The following is a 14,318-nucleotide window of genomic DNA, read 5'->3' as shown; positions in this document are numbered from 1 at the left end:
CGTGAGCGGTCGGTGCGCGGGTGGATGGAGCGCTCTTGCGCGGGACTCCGCGTCGTGACCTGTCACGCGCGGAACTGACCGCTCGCAGACCGAACTGACCGCTCGCAGGCCGAGCTGACCGCTCACAGGCGGAACTGACCGCTCGCAGACCGAACTGACCGCTCACAGGCGGAACTGACCGCTCGGGGGCTGGAGTGACCGCTCGCGACGGGCGGGGCGCAGCGCGAATACGATGGAGGCCATGCTCCGACGACTCGACCTCACGACGCTGCCCGGGGATCAGGAGCTGCGCGCGCTGCTGCCGCGGCCCGCTGTCGACGTCGAGCGCGCGCTGCCCGCGGCGCAGGAGCTCATCGCCGACGTGCGCGAGCGCGGCGCCGACGCGCTCGTCGCGCAGGCCCAGCGCTTCGACGGCGTGCGGCCCGCCGAGCTCCGCGTGCCGGCCGAGGCGGTCGAGCAGGCGCTCGACGCGCTCGAGCCGACCGTCCGCACCGCGCTCGAGACGGCGATCGCACGCGTGCGCGTCGGCTCCGCAGCCCAGGTGCCGCCGCCGACCTCCGTCGAGCTCGCGCCGGGCGCGGTCGTCGAGCTGCGCTGGCAGCCGGTCGACCGGGTCGGCCTCTACGTGCCGGGCGGCAAGGCCGTCTACCCCTCGAGCGTCGTCATGAACGTCGTCGCGGCGCAGGCTGCGGGCGTCGGCTCGATCGCCGTCGCGAGCCCCGCGCAAGCCGAGCACGGCGGGCTCCCGCACCCGACGATCCTCGCGGCGTGCGCGCTGCTCGGCGTCGACGAGGTCTACGCGATGGGCGGCGCGGGCGCGATCGGGGCCTTCGCGCACGGCGTGCCGGGCATCGGGCTCGACCCCGTCGACGTCGTCACCGGCCCCGGCAACGTCTTCGTCGCCGCGGCGAAGCGCGCCGTCGCCGGACGCGTGCGCGTCGATGCGGAAGCCGGCCCGACCGAGATCCTCGTCATCGCCGACGACGCCGCCGACCCCGAGCTCGTCGCCGCCGACCTCGTGAGCCAAGCCGAGCACGACGAGCTCGCGGCGGCCGTGCTCGTGACCGACAGCGCCGACCTCGCCGACCGGGTCGACGCATCCGTCGCCCGCCGCGCGGCCGCGACCGCCGCCGCCGAGCGCGTCGCGACGTCGCTCGCCGGCGAGCAGTCGGCGATCGTGCTCGTCGCCGACCTCGAGGCCGCCGCTCGCGTGAGCGACGCCTACGCGCCCGAGCACCTCGAGATCCAGACCGGCGACGACGACGGGGTGCTCGCGCGCATCCGTCACGCAGGTGCGATCTTCCTCGGCCCGCACGCGCCCGTGAGCCTCGGCGACTACGCCGCCGGCTCCAACCACGTGCTGCCGACGGGCGGCCAGGCGCGACGCGTCGCGGGACTCGGCGCCGCGACCTTCCTGCGACCGCAGCAGGTCGTGCGCTACGACCGCGCGGCGCTCGAGGCGGTGCGCGCCGATGTCGTCGCGCTCGCCGGCGCCGAGGGCCTGCCCGCGCACGGCGAGGCGATCGACGCCCGATTCGAGGAGGCGCGCTGATGCACTGCCCGTTCTGCCGCAACCCAGACTCGCGCGTCGTCGACTCGCGCACGACCGACGACGGCACGTCGATCCGCCGCCGGCGCCAGTGCACCGAGTGCGGGCGCCGGTTCACGACCGTCGAGACCGCGAGCCTCTCGGTCGTGAAGCGCTCGGGCGTGCTCGAGCCCTTCCGGCGCGAGAAGGTCATCGAGGGCGTGCGGAAGGCGGTGCGCGGGCGCCCCGTCACCGACGCCGACCTCGCGAGCGTCGCGCAAGCGGTCGAGGAGAGCGTGCGCGCGACCGGCGCGAGCCAGATCGACGCGAACGAGATCGGCCTCGCGGTGCTGCCGCCGCTGCGCGCGCTCGACGAGGTCGCCTACCTCCGCTTCGCGAGCGTCTACAACGCCTTCGACTCGCTCGACGACTTCGAGTCGGCCATCCGTGCGCTCCGCGAGGAGCGCGCGGCGGCGGCGGGCGGCGCCGAGGACGACCGGTGACCGCCTACGACCTGCTCTTCCAGCACGGCTTCGCGCACATCGATCCCGAGCGCGCGCACCACCTCGGCGCCGCCGCGATCCGGGCGATCGGCGCCGCGCGCCCCGGGGTGCGGACGGATGCGCGGCTCACGACGCGCGCGCTCGGCCACGAGTTCCCGACCCCCTTCGGCATCGCCGCGGGCTTCGACAAGGACGCGACGATGATCGCGGGCCTCGGCGCGCTCGGCTTCGGCCACGTCGAGGTCGGCACCATCACGGCGCGCCCGCAGCCCGGCAACGACCGGCCGCGGCTCTTCCGACTCGTCGACGACCGCGCGCTCGTGAATCGCATGGGCTTCAACAACGGGGGAGCGGCGGCCGCCGCCGAGCGCATCGCCGCAGCTCGCGAGGCGCGCTCCCGCCCGGTGATCGGCGTCAACATCGGCAAGAGCCGCGTCGTCGACGCGGACGACGCCGCAGCCGTCGAGGCCGACTACCTGCACTCCGCGCGCCTGCTCGCGCCGGTCGCCGACTACCTCGCCGTCAACGTCTCCTCGCCCAACACCCCGGGCCTCCGCGGCCTGCAGGAGGAGCGGCTGCTCGAGCCGCTGCTCGCCGCGGTGCGCGAGGCGGCGGGCCCCGTGCCCGTGCTCGTCAAGATCGCGCCCGACCTCGACGACGAGCAGGTCGCGGGCATCGCCGCGCTCGCCTCGCGCCTCGAGCTCGCCGGCATCGTCGCGACGAACACGACGATCCGCCGCGACGGGCTGCGGACGGCGGCGGATGCGGTGGCTCGCGCGGGCGCGGGCGGGCTGTCGGGCCCTCCCGTCGCGTCGCGCTCGCTCGCGGTGCTGCGCCTGCTGCGGGCCGAGCTGCCCGCCGCGATCGACGTCGTGTCGGTCGGCGGCGTCGAGACCGCCGGAGACGTGCGCGCTCGGCTCGACGCGGGCGCCGCGCTCGTGCAGGGCTACACGGGGTTCATCTACCGCGGGCCCGGCTGGGCGCGCGAGGTCAACCGCGGGCTGCTCGCCGGCTGATCGGCCGACGACCCGATCACTCCGGGTACTTGAAGAGCTTCGTCTTCGGCTTCGGCATGCGCATGAAGGGCAGCTGCACCGACCGCATGGTCGCGTACCAGCCGTGACCCTTCGCATCCTTCTCGCCGAACTTGCCGCGGATCGCGCGCCGCAGCTGCCACGCCATGAAGACCGAGTCGAGCACGACGATGATCACGAAGCCCCACAGCACGAGGTTCGCGATGAGGCGCCACTGCGGGTCGTTGAGGAACGTCATCACGAGCACGACGATCATCATCGGCATCGCGAGCGTGCCGATGGAGAGCCGCGCGTCGACGAAGTCGCGCACGTAGCGGCGCACGGGGCCCTTGTCGCGCGCCGGCAGGTACTTCTCGTCGCCGGCCTCGAAGCCGCGGCGCGCCTTCTCGCGCTCCGCCCGCATCTTGTCCTGCATCTGGCGACGGGCTTCCTTGCGGTCCTCCGGCACGAGCGGCCGGCGATTGCGGGCGACCTGCTCCGACTGCTTGGGCGTGCGACGAGCCTCGGGCGCGGGAGCGGCGACGGCCTTGTCGTCGGCGGAACGGCGGAACAGGGCCACGGGGAGGTCCTTCTCGTTGTCGGCCAGGTGAACCCTCATCCTACCGCCGCGCACGTGCCGGGGCCGCGCCTAGGATCGAGCGCATGACTCACGCCTCCGCAGACTCCAGCGCGCTCCCCGAGCGCGACCAGGCCATCCTCGCCGCCGTCGAGGCCGGGTTCGCCCGCGCCGTCGACGACCTGAAGGCGCTCGTGCGCATCCCCTCCGTCTCGTGGGACGCCTACGACCCCGCGCGCGTGCAGGAGAGCGCGGAGGCGGTCGCGGCGCTCGCCGAGGGCACCGGCGTCTTCGAGCGCGTCTCGATCGAGCGCGCGCCGATCGGCGACTCCGACGAGCTCGGCCAGCCCGCCGTGCTCGCGACCCGCGCGGCGCGGAGCGGCAAGCCCTCGATCCTGCTCTACGCCCACCACGACGTGCAGCCGTGGGGCGACGAGGCGCTGTGGCGCACGCCCCCGTTCGAGCCGACCGAGCTCGACGGCCGCCTCTACGGCCGCGGCGCCTCCGACGACAAGGCCGGCGTCATCACGCACATCGCCGCCGTCCGCGCGCTCGCCGAGGTGCTCGACCCCGAGGTCGGCCTCGCGCTCTTCATCGAGGGGGAGGAGGAGCACGGCTCCCGCTCCTTCAAGCGCTTCCTCGAGCTGCACGCCGACGCGCTGCGCGCCGACGTCATCGTCGTCGCCGACAGCGACAACTGGTCGACCGAGACGCCCTCGCTCACGGTCGCGCTGCGCGGCAACGTCGCGCTCAACGTGCGCATCACGACGCTCGGCCACGCGAGCCATTCCGGCATGTACGGCGGGGCGGTGCCGGATGCGATGCTCGCGTTCGCGAAGCTCGCCGCGACCATCTGGGACGACGAGGGCTCGGTCGCGATCGAGGGACTCACCGAGGCCGACCTCGACGTGCCCGAGCAGTCGGAGCAGCACCTCCGCGACGAGGCCGCCGTGCTCGATGGCGTCGAGCTCATCGGCACCGGGCCGCTGCTGCGCCGCCTGTGGGCGAAGCCGGCCGCGACGATCACGGGCGTCGACGCGCCGAGCGTGCCCGACGCATCCAACACGATCCTCCCGACGATGCGCTTCCGCCTCTCGACCCGCATCGCGCCCGGCCAGTCAGCCGCCGACGCGTTCGCCGCGATCGAGCGCCACTTGCGCGCGCACGTGCCGTTCGGCGCGCACCTCGAGATCACCGACGTCGACCTCGGCGACCCCTTCCTCGTCGACGCGACGGGCTGGGGCGCCGCGGAGGCGAAGCGCGCGATGGCGGATGCGTGGGGTGCGGAGCCCGTCGAGGCCGGCATCGGCGGGTCCATCCCGTTCATCGCCGACCTCGTCGCCCAGTTCCCGGGCGCGCAGATCCTCGTGACGGGCGTCGAGGACCCCGGCACGATGGCGCACAGCCCGAACGAGTCGCAGCACCTCGGGGTGCTCAAGCGCGCGATCGGGGCCGAGGCGCTGCTGCTCGCGCGCGCGGGAGATCTCGAGGCGTAGACTGGGGCCGCCGGCCCAGCCCGGCCGACTCGAAGGGAGCGAACCATGACGGATGTCGCGACGCACGGCGTCATGCTCACCGACACGGCCGCCGACAAGGTGCGCCGCCTGCTCGACCAGGAGGGCCGCGACGACCTGCGGCTGCGCGTCGCCGTGCAGCCGGGCGGATGCTCGGGGCTCATCTACCAGCTCTACTTCGACGAGCGCATGCTCGACGGCGACGTCGTGCGCGACTTCGACGGCGTCGAGGTCGTCGTCGACCGCATGAGCGTGCCCTACCTCGACGGCTCGACGATCGACTTCGAGGACACGATCCAGAAGCAGGGCTTCACGATGGACAACCCGAACGCGGGCGGATCCTGCGCCTGCGGGGACTCCTTCCACTGACCGACGCAAGGCCCCACGCCGAAGCGCCGCGGATTCCTCCGGAACCGCGGCGCTTCGCCATTGCACGGCCGCTTGGGAGGAGCGTCGCCGAGGCCTGAGCGCCGTCTGTGGGTACTAGGATCGAAGCAGACTGCTCAACGACTCGGAGGAAGACATTGCGCAATCGTCGATCTCGCTGGATCGCCGCCCCGGTCGCGGTGGTCGTCGCTCTTGCGCTCGCGGGATGCACCCAGGCTCAGCTGCAGGGGTACATGCCTTCCGAGCCGGGCCTGACGAACCACGTCGACCGCATCATGGGGCTCTGGACGACCTCGTGGATCGTCCTGATGGGCGTCGGCATCATCACGTGGGGCCTGATGATCTGGGCCGCGATCGCGTACCGCCGCCGCCGCGGCCAGACTGGCCTGCCGGTGCAGCTGCGGTACCACATGCCGATCGAGATCTTCTTCACGCTCGTGCCCGTCGTGCTCGTCGCCGGCTTCTTCGCCTTCACGGCGCGTGACCAGGCGATCATCGAGGAGCCGATCGAGGACCCGGACTACTCGCTCACCGTCTACGGCAAGCGCTGGTCGTGGGACTTCGTCTACGAGCGCGAGGGCCAGGACCCGGTCTACTACCAGGGCATCCAGGTGCAGAACGACCCCGAGACGGGCCAGATGCAGGCCGACTCGCTGCCGACGCTGTACCTGCCGACCAACTCGTCGATCGAGATCACGCTCGAGGCGCGCGACGTCGCGCACTCGTTCTGGGTGGTGGAGTTCCTGTACAAGAAGGACATGCTGCCCGGCATCACCAACCACATGTACTTCGAGACCGGTGACCAGGAGGGCGTGCTGCGCGGCAAGTGCGCCGAGCTCTGCGGCGAGTACCACGCGTACATGCTCTTCAACGTCGAGCTCGTGAGCCCCGAGGAGTACGACGCGTACCTCGAGAGCCTCGAGCAGCAGGGCTTCGTGGGTGAGATCGGCGAGTCGATCAACCCCTTCTCCGGCGACGAGAACGTCGACCCCGACCGCGACGCGGACGTCGACACGACCAACGAAGGCGAGGACCGCTGATGACTGCCACGGTGACGCCCGGTACGCAGACGCGACCGGCGTTGAGCCCGGGGGCTGAGCGCAAGGGCAACGTGCTGGTCAAGTGGATCACCACCACTGACCACAAGACGATCGGGTACCTCTACCTGATCACGTCGTTCCTCTTCTTCCTGATCGGCGGCGTCATGGCGCTGCTGATCCGCGCCCAGCTGTTCGCGCCGGGCCTCGAGGTCGTGCCGACGGAGGAGCAGTACAACCAGCTCTTCACGATGCACGGCACGATCATGCTGCTGATGTTCGCGACGCCGCTCTTCGCGGGCTTCGCGAACGTCATGATGCCGCTGCACATCGGTGCCCCGGACGTCGCGTTCCCGCGCCTCAACGCCCTCGCGTACTGGATGTTCTCGTTCGGCTCGCTCATCGCGGTCGCCGGCTTCCTCACGCCGCAGGGCGCCGCCTCGTTCGGCTGGTTCGCCTACACGCCGCTGTCGACGACCGCGTTCTCGCCCGGCATCGGCGGGCACCTGTGGGTGCTCGGGCTGGGCCTCTCGGGCTTCGGCACGATCATGGGTGGCGTCAACTTCGTCACGACGATCATCACGATGCGCGCGCCCGGCATGACGATGTTCCGGATGTCGATCTTCACCTGGAACATCCTCATCACGTCGATCCTCGTGATCGTCGTCTTCCCGGTGCTCGCGGCCGCGATGTTCGGCCTCGCGATGGACCGCATCCTCGGCGGCCACATCTACGATCCGGCCAACGGCGGAGCTGTGCTCTGGCAGCACCTGTTCTGGTTCTTCGGGCACCCAGAGGTGTACATCATCGCGCTGCCGTTCTTCGGCATCATCTCCGAGATCATCCCGGTGTTCGCGCGGAAGCCGATCTTCGGCTACAACACGCTCGTCGGCGCGACGATCGCCATCGCTGCGCTGTCGGTCACGGTGTGGGCGCACCACATGTACGTCACCGGCACGGTGCTGCTGCCGTGGTTCGCGCTCATGACGATGCTCATCGCGGTGCCCACCGGTGTGAAGATCTTCAACTGGATCGGCACGATGTGGCGAGGCTCCATCACGTGGGAGTCGCCGATGATCTGGACGCTCGGGTTCCTCGTGACGTTCACGTTCGGTGGCCTCACGGGCGTCATCCTCGCCTCGCCGCCGCTCGACTTCCACATCTCCGACACGTACTTCGTGGTCGCGCACTTCCACTACGTCGTGTTCGGCACCGTGGTGTTCGCGATGTTCGCCGGCTTCTACTTCTGGTGGCCGAAGTGGACGGGCAAGATGCTCAACGACCGGCTCGGGCACGTGCACTTCTGGATGCTGTTCATCGGCTTCCACATGACGTTCCTCATCCAGCACTGGCTGGGCGTGATGGGCATGCCGCGGCGGTACTACACGTACCTCGTGGAGGATGGCTTCACGTGGATGAACCAGGTGTCGACGGTCGGCTCGATGATCCTCGGCCTGTCGATGATCCCGTTCCTCTGGAACGTCTGGATCACGGCGCGCACCGCGCCGCGCGTGACGGTCGACGACCCGTGGGGCACCGGCCGCTCGCTCGAGTGGGCGACGAGCTGCCCGCCGCCGCGCCACAACTTCCACTCGATCCCGCGCATCCGCTCGGAGTCGCCGGCGTTCGACCTGCACCACCCGAACGCGGGCATGCAGTACGGCGTCGGGGTAGGCGCCCTCAAGGACGCCCCGCAGCGTCCGGTCGTGGATCTCTCGGACGAGGAGGTGCGCTGACATGCGCGTCAACATCATCCTGATGGCGATCCTGACCGCCTTCTTCTTCCTCAGCTCGGCGGCGTACACGATCTGGCACATGCTCGCGTACGACGGCAGCGTCGAGTGGGCCGGCACCCTGGGCCTCGCGCTCACGGGCCTCATGTCGGGCCTCATCGGGTTCTACCTCGTGCTCGTGCGACGCGGGCAGGGCGGGGTCGAGCACCCCTCCGACCGTCTCGACGCCGAGATCGACGACGCCGACCCGGAGGAGGGGCACTTCTCCCCGTGGAGCTGGTGGCCGATCGGCGTGGGCTTCGCCCTCGCGCTGGTGTTCCTCTCGGTCGCGGGCCCGACGTTCCTCATCCCGATCTCGGCCGCGCTGCTGCTGATCATGCTCGTCGGCTGGGTGTACGAGCACTACCGCGGCAACTTCACGCACTGATCGTTCGAAGCGAAGCGCCCCGTCCCTCGCGACGGGGCGCTTCGCTGTCCCGGCTCAGACGGCGCGACCGGCCCGCAGCCCCGTGTGGAGGCATCCGCCGAGGAACGTGCCCTCGAGCGCGCGGTAGCCGTGCACGCCGCCGCCGCCGAAGCCCGCGGCCTCGCCCACGGCGAAGAGCCCGGGGATCGGCGCGCCGTCGGCGTCGAGGGCGCGCGAGTCGAGGTCGGTCTGGATGCCGCCGAGGGTCTTGCGCGTGAGCGTGTGGAGGCGCACGGCGATGAGCGGCCAGTTGCGCTCGTCGAGGATGCGGTGCGGTGCGGCTGTGCGGACGAGCCGGTCGCCGACGTACGCGCGCGCGCGGCGGATCTCGACTGCTTGCGGATCGGTCGACGCGGGGTCGGCGACGGCCTCGTCGCGCTCGTGGATCGCCGCGACGACGGCTGCCCGGTCGAGGCCGGGGCCGAGTCGCTCCATGCCGTCGAGCAGCTCGGTGAGGCTGCCGGCGACGACGAAGTCCTCGCCGTGGTCGAGGAACGCCTGCACGGGCTCGGGCGCGCCGGGCAGCACGCGGTGCGCGAGGCGGCGGAGGCTCCTGCCGGTGAGGTCGGGGTTCTGCTCGGAGCCCGAGAGCGTGAACTCCTTCTCGACGATCGACTGCGTGAGCACGAACCACGAGTGCTCGGCACCGACGGAGCGGAGGTGCTCCAGGGTCGAGAGCGTGTCGAAGCCGGGGTAGTTGGGGGAGGGCAAGCGGCGTCCGAGGTGGTCGATCCACAGGCTCGAGGGACCGGGGAGGATGCGGATGCCGTGCTGCGGCCAGACCGGATCCCAGTTCCGGATGCCCTCGGTGTAGTGCCACATGCGGTCGCCGTTCACGAGCCGCGCGCCCGCCTCGGCGGCGATCGCGAGCCCCGAGCCGTCGACGTGCAGCGGCACGCCGCGCACGGCCGTCTCGGGCGCGGCGCCGAGGCGCGCGGGCCACAGCTCGCGCACGCGCTCGAGCTCGCCGCCGATGCCGCCGGTCGCGACGACGACCGCGTCGGCGCGCAGCTCGAAGGCGCCGACCGCCTCGCGGCTCGAGGGCTCGCCGCGCACGGTCACGTCGGGCGCGAGCCGCGAGCCCGCCACGCCGACGACGCGGCCGTCCTCGACGAGGAGCCGCTCGGCGCGGTGGCGGAACGAGAGCTGCGCCCGGCCGTCGGCGACGGCGTCGCGCAGCCGTCGCGTGAAGGGGGCGACGAGACCCGGGCCGGTGCCCCAGACGATGTGGAAGCGCGGCACGGTGTTGCCGTGGCCCCCGGGCGTGCGCGCGCCGCGCTCGGCGTGCCCGACGATGGGGAAGAGCCCGACGCCGAGCTCGCGCAGCCACGGCCGCAGCTCGCGGTGGGCGAAGTCGAGGTAGGCGTCCGCCCACTGCCGAGCCCAGGCATCTTCGTCGCGGTCGAAGCCGGCCGATGCCGACCAGTCGGCGCGCGCGAGCTCGAGGGAGTCGGCGATGCCGAGCCGGCGCTGCTCCGGGGAGTCGACGAGCAGCAGGCCGCCGAACGACCAGTAGGCCTGGCCGCCGATCGCGTGCGGTCCCTCCTGGTCGATGATGCGCAAGCGGCGGCCGCGCTCGAGCGCCTCGCTCGCGGTCACGAGACCGGCGAGGCCGGCGCCGATCACCAGGACGTCGTCGGCCATGGTGCTCCTTCGGGGCTGGGTCAGCGGATGAGGGGGTTGCGGTTGAGCATGGCGGTCGCGGCGCGCTCGAAGTAGTCCTCGATCTCGGCGCGCAGCAGCGGCGCGGGCTCGAGCGCATCGAGCGCGCCCCGCATGCACGCGAGCCACCGGTCGCGCGCATCCGGGTCGATCGCGTAGGCGGCGTGGCGCATGCGCAGCCGCGGGTGGCCGCGGTGCTCGCCGTAGGTCGTCGGGCCGCCCCAGTACTGCTCGAGGAACATGCGCAGCCGGTCCTCGGCGCCCGCGCGGTCGTCGGCGGGGTACATCGGCCGCAGCACCTCGTCGGCCCAGACGCGCTCGTAGAACTCGTGCACGAGCGCGCGGAAGAAGGCCTCGCCGCCGATGGCCTCGTGCATGCTCTGGTTCGTCACCTCGACTGCTCCATCCCCTTGACGACGATGCTCTGCATCGACGGCAGGTGCAGGCCCAGGTCGTCGAGGCCGAGCTTGACGCGGCGGCGCAGCTCGCGGCCCGCCTCGTACTTCGCGCTCGCCTTCGTGCGCACGACGAGCCGGATGACGATCGCCTCGGCCGAGACCGACTCGACGCCCCACACCTCGGGCTTGTCGATGATGCGATGCAGCCACGCCGGGTCCTCGCTCATGCGCGTCGCGATGTCGAGCAGCCGCTCCTGCACGCGGTCGATGTCGACGTCGTAGGGCACGGCCTGGTCGATGATGACGCGAGCCCAGCCCTGCGACTCGTTGCCGACCCTGACGATCTCGCCGTTCCGCACGTACCAGAGGGTGCCGTGCACGTCGCGCACCTGCGTGACGCGGATGCCGACCGATTCGACGACGCCGGAGGCCTCGCCGAGGTCGACGACGTCGCCGATGCCGAGCTGGTCCTCGAAGACCATGAACAGGCCGTTGAGGAAGTCCTTGATGACGCCCTGCGCGCCGACGCCCGCGGCCGCGCCGAGGAAGCCGGCCATCGCGACGAGCGAGGCGGCGTTCACGCCGAGGATCGAGAGGATGAGGATGAGCGCGAGCGCGCCGATGACCCACGCCGCGAGCGTGTTGAGCACGCTGCCGATCGCGCGCGTGCGCTGCACGACCCGCACCTGCGCGAGCGGCGAGTTCGACAGCGCCTCGGTGTCGGCGGCGTCGGCCCGGCGCTTGACGCCCGAGACGACGCCCTGCACGACCCGGCCGATCGCCGCCTTGACGATCCAGTAGGCGACGAACGCGCCGAGGATCGCGAGCAGCACGCCGACCGCCTGCCCCCACACTGTCCACCACTCGGCGACGGCGGCCCAGCCGGTCGCCGACGCCTCCTCCGTCGCCGCAGTCAGCATCCCGTCCCCGATCAGGCGTCGCGCTCCTGCGCCGCGAGCGCGCGCTCGACGCCGGCGAGGTGCTCGACGACGATGCGCCGCAGCGCGGGCGCGGCCGACTCGTTGCGCTCGAGCCACTCGCGGGTCGTGCGCGCGAGCCGCTCGTCGGCGACGACGGCGGGGTAGAGGCCGACGAGCAGTCCCTCCGCGACCTGGTAGGTGCGCGTGTCCCAGATGCCGTGGATCGCCTCGTGGTAGCGGTCGACGATGGCGTCGAGGCTGGATGCGTCGTTGACGTGCACGAGGCCGAGGCCCGTGTAGCGCACGATCATGTTCGAGGCGCCCGCCTGGTCGACGACCGATGCGAACGCCGCCTCCTTCGCCTCGGGCGTGGGGATCGTCGCGCGCGCGCGGGCCGCGAACTGCCGGCCCGTCGCGGTGTCGTCGCTCGCGAGCTCCGCCGCGATCTCCTCCTCGCCCGCCGCGCCGTTCAGCACGAGGCCGTCGAGCAGCTGCCAGCGCAGGTCGGCGTCGACCTCGAGGCCCTCGAGGGTGCGCGAGCCGTCGAGCAGGCCCCGGAGTGCCTCGACGTGCTGCTGGGTCGAGGCGAGGCCCGCGAAGGCGCCCACGAACTGGAACTGCGCGTCCGAGCCGGGCTCCGCATCCACCACGAGCGTCCACAGCGCGTCGCCGATGCGCTCGATCGTCGCTGCGCGACGCGAGGGGTGCACGTAGGTGCGCGCCGCTTGGGCGAGCTGCGCGAGCGCGAGCCGGATGGTCGTCGACTCGGTCTCGGCGCCGATGTTGGCGAGCACGAGGTCGACGTAGTCGCTCGCGGGCGTCTCGCCGTCGCGCGTCGCATCCCACGCCGCGCCCCACACGAGCGCGCGAGCGAGCGGGTCCTCGATGTCGCGCAGGCTCGCGAGCGCGGTCGCCATCGACGGCTCGTCGAGGCGGATCTTCGCGTAGGCGAGGTCCTCGTCGTTGAGCAGGATGAGTGCCGGGCGCAGGTGGCCGACGAGCTGCGGCACGTTCGTGACCGCGCCGGCCACGTCGAGCTCGATGCGCTCGCGGCGCACGAGCTTGCCCTTGACCTCGTCGTAGAAGCCGATCGCGAGGCGGTGCGGGCGCAGCGTCGGCCACTCGGCGGGCGCCGTCTGCTCGATCGTGAAGGCGGTGATGATGCCGTCCTGCGTCGTCTCGATCGTCGGGCGGAGGGTGTTGACGCCGGCCGTCTCGAGCCACAGCCTGCTCCACTCGGCGAGGTCGCGGCCGCTCGCCGTCTCGAGCTCGGCGAGCAGGTCGGCGAGCTCGGTGTTGCCCCACGCGTGCTTGCGGAAGTAGGCGCCGACGCCCTGCATGAACGCCTCGAGGCCCACCCAGGCGACGAGCTGCTTGAGCACCGAGCCGCCCTTGGCGTAGGTGATCCCGTCGAAGTTGACCTGCACGTCCTCGAGGTCGCGGATCTCGGCGACGATCGGGTGCGTCGAGGGCAGCTGGTCCTGGCGGTACGCCCAGGTCTTCTCCATCGCCTGGAACGTCGTCCACGCGCCCGTCCACTCGGTCGCCTCGGCGGTCGCGAGCGTCGACGCCCACTCCGCGAACGACTCGTTGAGCCACAGGTCGTTCCACCAGCGCATCGTCACGAGGTCGCCGAACCACATGTGGGCGAGCTCGTGCAGCACGGTGACGACCCGGCGCTCGCGGATGGCGTCGGTCACCTGCGCGCGGAAGACGTACGACTCGGTGAACGTCACGCATCCGGCGTTCTCCATCGCGCCCGCGTTGAACTCCGGCACGAAGAGCTGGTCGTACTTCTCGAACGGGTACGCGACCCCGAACTGCTCCTCGAAGAACGCGAAGCCCTTGCGCGTGATGTCGAAGATGTAATCGGAGTCCATGTGCTCGGCGAGCGAGGCGCGGCAGAAGATCCCGAGCGGGATCGTGCGGCCGTCGCGCGAGGTGAGCTCGGAGCGCGTGACGGTGTAGGGGCCGGCCACGAGCGCGGTGATGTAGCTCGAGATGCGCGGAGTCGGCTCGAAGCTCCACGTGCCGGTGTCGCCCTCGACGACCGGCTCGGGCGTCGGCTGGTTGGAGACGACCTGCCAGCGCGCGGGCGCGACGACCGTGAAGCGGAACGTCGCCTTGAGGTCGGGCTGCTCGAACACCGCGAAGACGCGGCGCGAGTCGGGCACCTCGAACTGCGAGTAGAGGTACACCTCGCCGTCGACCGGGTCGACGAATCGGTGCAGGCCCTCGCCGGTGTTGACGTAGCGCGCGTCGGAGACGACGGTGAGCGCGTTGTCGTCGCGGAGGTCGTCGAGCTGGATGCGCACCCCGTCGTTCACGACGGCGGAGTCGAGCTCGGTGCCGTTGAGCACGACGGAGTGCACCTCGCGCGAGATGTGGTCGATGAAGGTCGACGCGCCCTCGCGAGCGCGGAAGCGCACCGTCGTCGTCGAGCGGAAGACCTCGTCGCCGGTGGTGAGGTCGAGGTGGATCTCGTAGCTGTCGACCTCGACGAGCGCAGCGCGCTCCTGGGCCTCGGCGCGGGTGAGGTTCTCTCCGGGCACGCTGGCACTCCCTTGTCTCTCAGGTGCT

General features: G+C 71.7%; 13 protein-coding genes. 8 read left to right on the top strand and 5 right to left on the bottom strand.

Going from position 1 to position 14,318, the window contains the following annotated elements:
- Positions 1–241: 241 nt before the first annotated feature.
- The 3 genes from hisD to JSQ78_RS03740 are packed head-to-tail and all read left to right on the top strand — an operon-like array spanning position 242 to position 3,047.
- The gene (gene hisD / locus JSQ78_RS03750; RefSeq protein ID WP_211449509.1) at positions 242–1,552 is read left to right on the top strand and encodes a histidinol dehydrogenase; all 1,311 of its coding nucleotides are present in this window, start codon (positions 242–244) and stop codon (positions 1,550–1,552) included.
- A complete protein-coding gene (gene nrdR, locus JSQ78_RS03745; RefSeq protein WP_211449499.1) occupies positions 1,552–2,031 on the top strand; it encodes a transcriptional regulator NrdR in 480 nt (159 codons plus the stop codon). The genes hisD and nrdR overlap by 1 nt, the downstream gene beginning before the upstream one ends.
- Positions 2,028–3,047 (top strand): quinone-dependent dihydroorotate dehydrogenase, encoded by a 1,020-nt coding sequence (locus JSQ78_RS03740; RefSeq protein ID WP_211449497.1) that lies wholly within the window; start codon positions 2,028–2,030, stop codon positions 3,045–3,047. The genes nrdR and JSQ78_RS03740 overlap by 4 nt, the downstream gene beginning before the upstream one ends.
- A 16-nt stretch (positions 3,048–3,063) precedes the next feature.
- Here the strand turns inward: JSQ78_RS03740 and JSQ78_RS03735 are convergent, their stop codons facing one another.
- Positions 3,064–3,663 (bottom strand): DUF3043 domain-containing protein, encoded by a 600-nt coding sequence (locus JSQ78_RS03735; protein ID WP_211449495.1) that lies wholly within the window; start codon positions 3,661–3,663, stop codon positions 3,064–3,066.
- Between the two features lie 44 nt (positions 3,664–3,707).
- On the opposite strand from JSQ78_RS03735, the gene JSQ78_RS03730 reads away from it, so the two are divergent.
- From JSQ78_RS03730 to JSQ78_RS03710, 5 genes are all read left to right on the top strand, one after another.
- Complete coding sequence (locus tag JSQ78_RS03730) at positions 3,708–5,117, top strand: dipeptidase (protein ID WP_211449493.1); 1,410 nt, start codon at positions 3,708–3,710, stop codon at positions 5,115–5,117.
- Positions 5,118–5,162: 45 nt separating this feature from the next.
- Positions 5,163–5,504, top strand: coding sequence for a HesB/IscA family protein (locus JSQ78_RS03725; protein WP_211449491.1), 342 nt, complete (start codon positions 5,163–5,165; stop codon positions 5,502–5,504).
- A gap of 155 nt (positions 5,505–5,659) precedes the next feature.
- Complete coding sequence (gene ctaC, locus JSQ78_RS03720) at positions 5,660–6,562, top strand: aa3-type cytochrome oxidase subunit II (RefSeq protein ID WP_502756132.1); 903 nt, start codon at positions 5,660–5,662, stop codon at positions 6,560–6,562.
- The gene (gene ctaD, locus JSQ78_RS03715) at positions 6,562–8,295 is read left to right on the top strand and encodes an aa3-type cytochrome oxidase subunit I (RefSeq protein ID WP_211449486.1); all 1,734 of its coding nucleotides are present in this window, start codon (positions 6,562–6,564) and stop codon (positions 8,293–8,295) included. Before ctaC ends, ctaD begins: the two co-directional genes overlap by 1 nt.
- A 1-nt stretch (position 8,296) precedes the next feature.
- Positions 8,297–8,719 (top strand): cytochrome c oxidase subunit 4, encoded by a 423-nt coding sequence (locus JSQ78_RS03710; protein ID WP_211449484.1) that lies wholly within the window; start codon positions 8,297–8,299, stop codon positions 8,717–8,719.
- Between the two features lie 54 nt (positions 8,720–8,773).
- On the opposite strand, the gene JSQ78_RS03705 is transcribed toward JSQ78_RS03710, so the two are convergent.
- The 4 genes from JSQ78_RS03705 to pepN are packed head-to-tail and all read right to left on the bottom strand — an operon-like array spanning position 8,774 to position 14,290.
- Entirely contained in the window at positions 8,774–10,402 is a 1,629-nt protein-coding gene (locus tag JSQ78_RS03705) for an FAD-binding dehydrogenase (RefSeq protein WP_211449482.1), read from the bottom strand.
- A 20-nt stretch (positions 10,403–10,422) separates the two neighbouring features.
- Positions 10,423–10,812 carry a globin gene (locus JSQ78_RS03700; RefSeq protein WP_283245028.1) on the bottom strand — a complete coding sequence of 130 codons (390 nt, stop codon included), beginning with the start codon at positions 10,810–10,812 and terminating at the stop codon, positions 10,423–10,425.
- Positions 10,809–11,738 carry a mechanosensitive ion channel family protein gene (locus JSQ78_RS03695; RefSeq protein ID WP_211449480.1) on the bottom strand — a complete coding sequence of 310 codons (930 nt, stop codon included), beginning with the start codon at positions 11,736–11,738 and terminating at the stop codon, positions 10,809–10,811. Before JSQ78_RS03695 ends, JSQ78_RS03700 begins: the two co-directional genes overlap by 4 nt.
- Before the next feature lie 11 nt (positions 11,739–11,749).
- Positions 11,750–14,290: an aminopeptidase N gene (gene pepN, locus JSQ78_RS03690; RefSeq protein ID WP_211449479.1), complete on the bottom strand. Its 2,541-nt coding sequence runs from the start codon at positions 14,288–14,290 to the stop codon at positions 11,750–11,752.
- Between the last annotated feature and the right edge of the window lie 28 nt (positions 14,291–14,318).

The organism is Agrococcus sp. Marseille-Q4369, assembly GCF_018308945.1.
Classification (GTDB): domain Bacteria; phylum Actinomycetota; class Actinomycetes; order Actinomycetales; family Microbacteriaceae; genus Agrococcus.
The sequence above is the reverse complement of the archived record's forward strand: the minus strand, read 5'-3'. Positions and strand labels throughout refer to the sequence as shown.

Bases quoted from the DNA above. Each gene is read 5' to 3' on its own strand.
- JSQ78_RS03735 (WP_211449495.1), bottom strand. From the start codon at position 3,663: ATGAGGGTTCACCTGGCCGACAACGAGAAGGACCTCCCCGTGGCCCTG.
- JSQ78_RS03730 (WP_211449493.1), top strand. From the start codon at position 3,708: ATGACTCACGCCTCCGCAGACTCCAGCGCGCTCCCCGAGCGCGACCAG.
- JSQ78_RS03695 (WP_211449480.1), bottom strand. From the start codon at position 11,738: ATGCTGACTGCGGCGACGGAGGAGGCGTCGGCGACCGGCTGGGCCGCC.
- JSQ78_RS03725 (WP_211449491.1), top strand. From the start codon at position 5,163: ATGACGGATGTCGCGACGCACGGCGTCATGCTCACCGACACGGCCGCC.
- JSQ78_RS03710 (WP_211449484.1), top strand. From the start codon at position 8,297: ATGCGCGTCAACATCATCCTGATGGCGATCCTGACCGCCTTCTTCTTC.
- JSQ78_RS03705 (WP_211449482.1), bottom strand. From the start codon at position 10,402: ATGGCCGACGACGTCCTGGTGATCGGCGCCGGCCTCGCCGGTCTCGTG.
- nrdR (WP_211449499.1), top strand. From the start codon at position 1,552: ATGCACTGCCCGTTCTGCCGCAACCCAGACTCGCGCGTCGTCGACTCG.
- hisD (WP_211449509.1), top strand. From the start codon at position 242: ATGCTCCGACGACTCGACCTCACGACGCTGCCCGGGGATCAGGAGCTG.
- ctaD (WP_211449486.1), top strand. From the start codon at position 6,562: ATGACTGCCACGGTGACGCCCGGTACGCAGACGCGACCGGCGTTGAGC.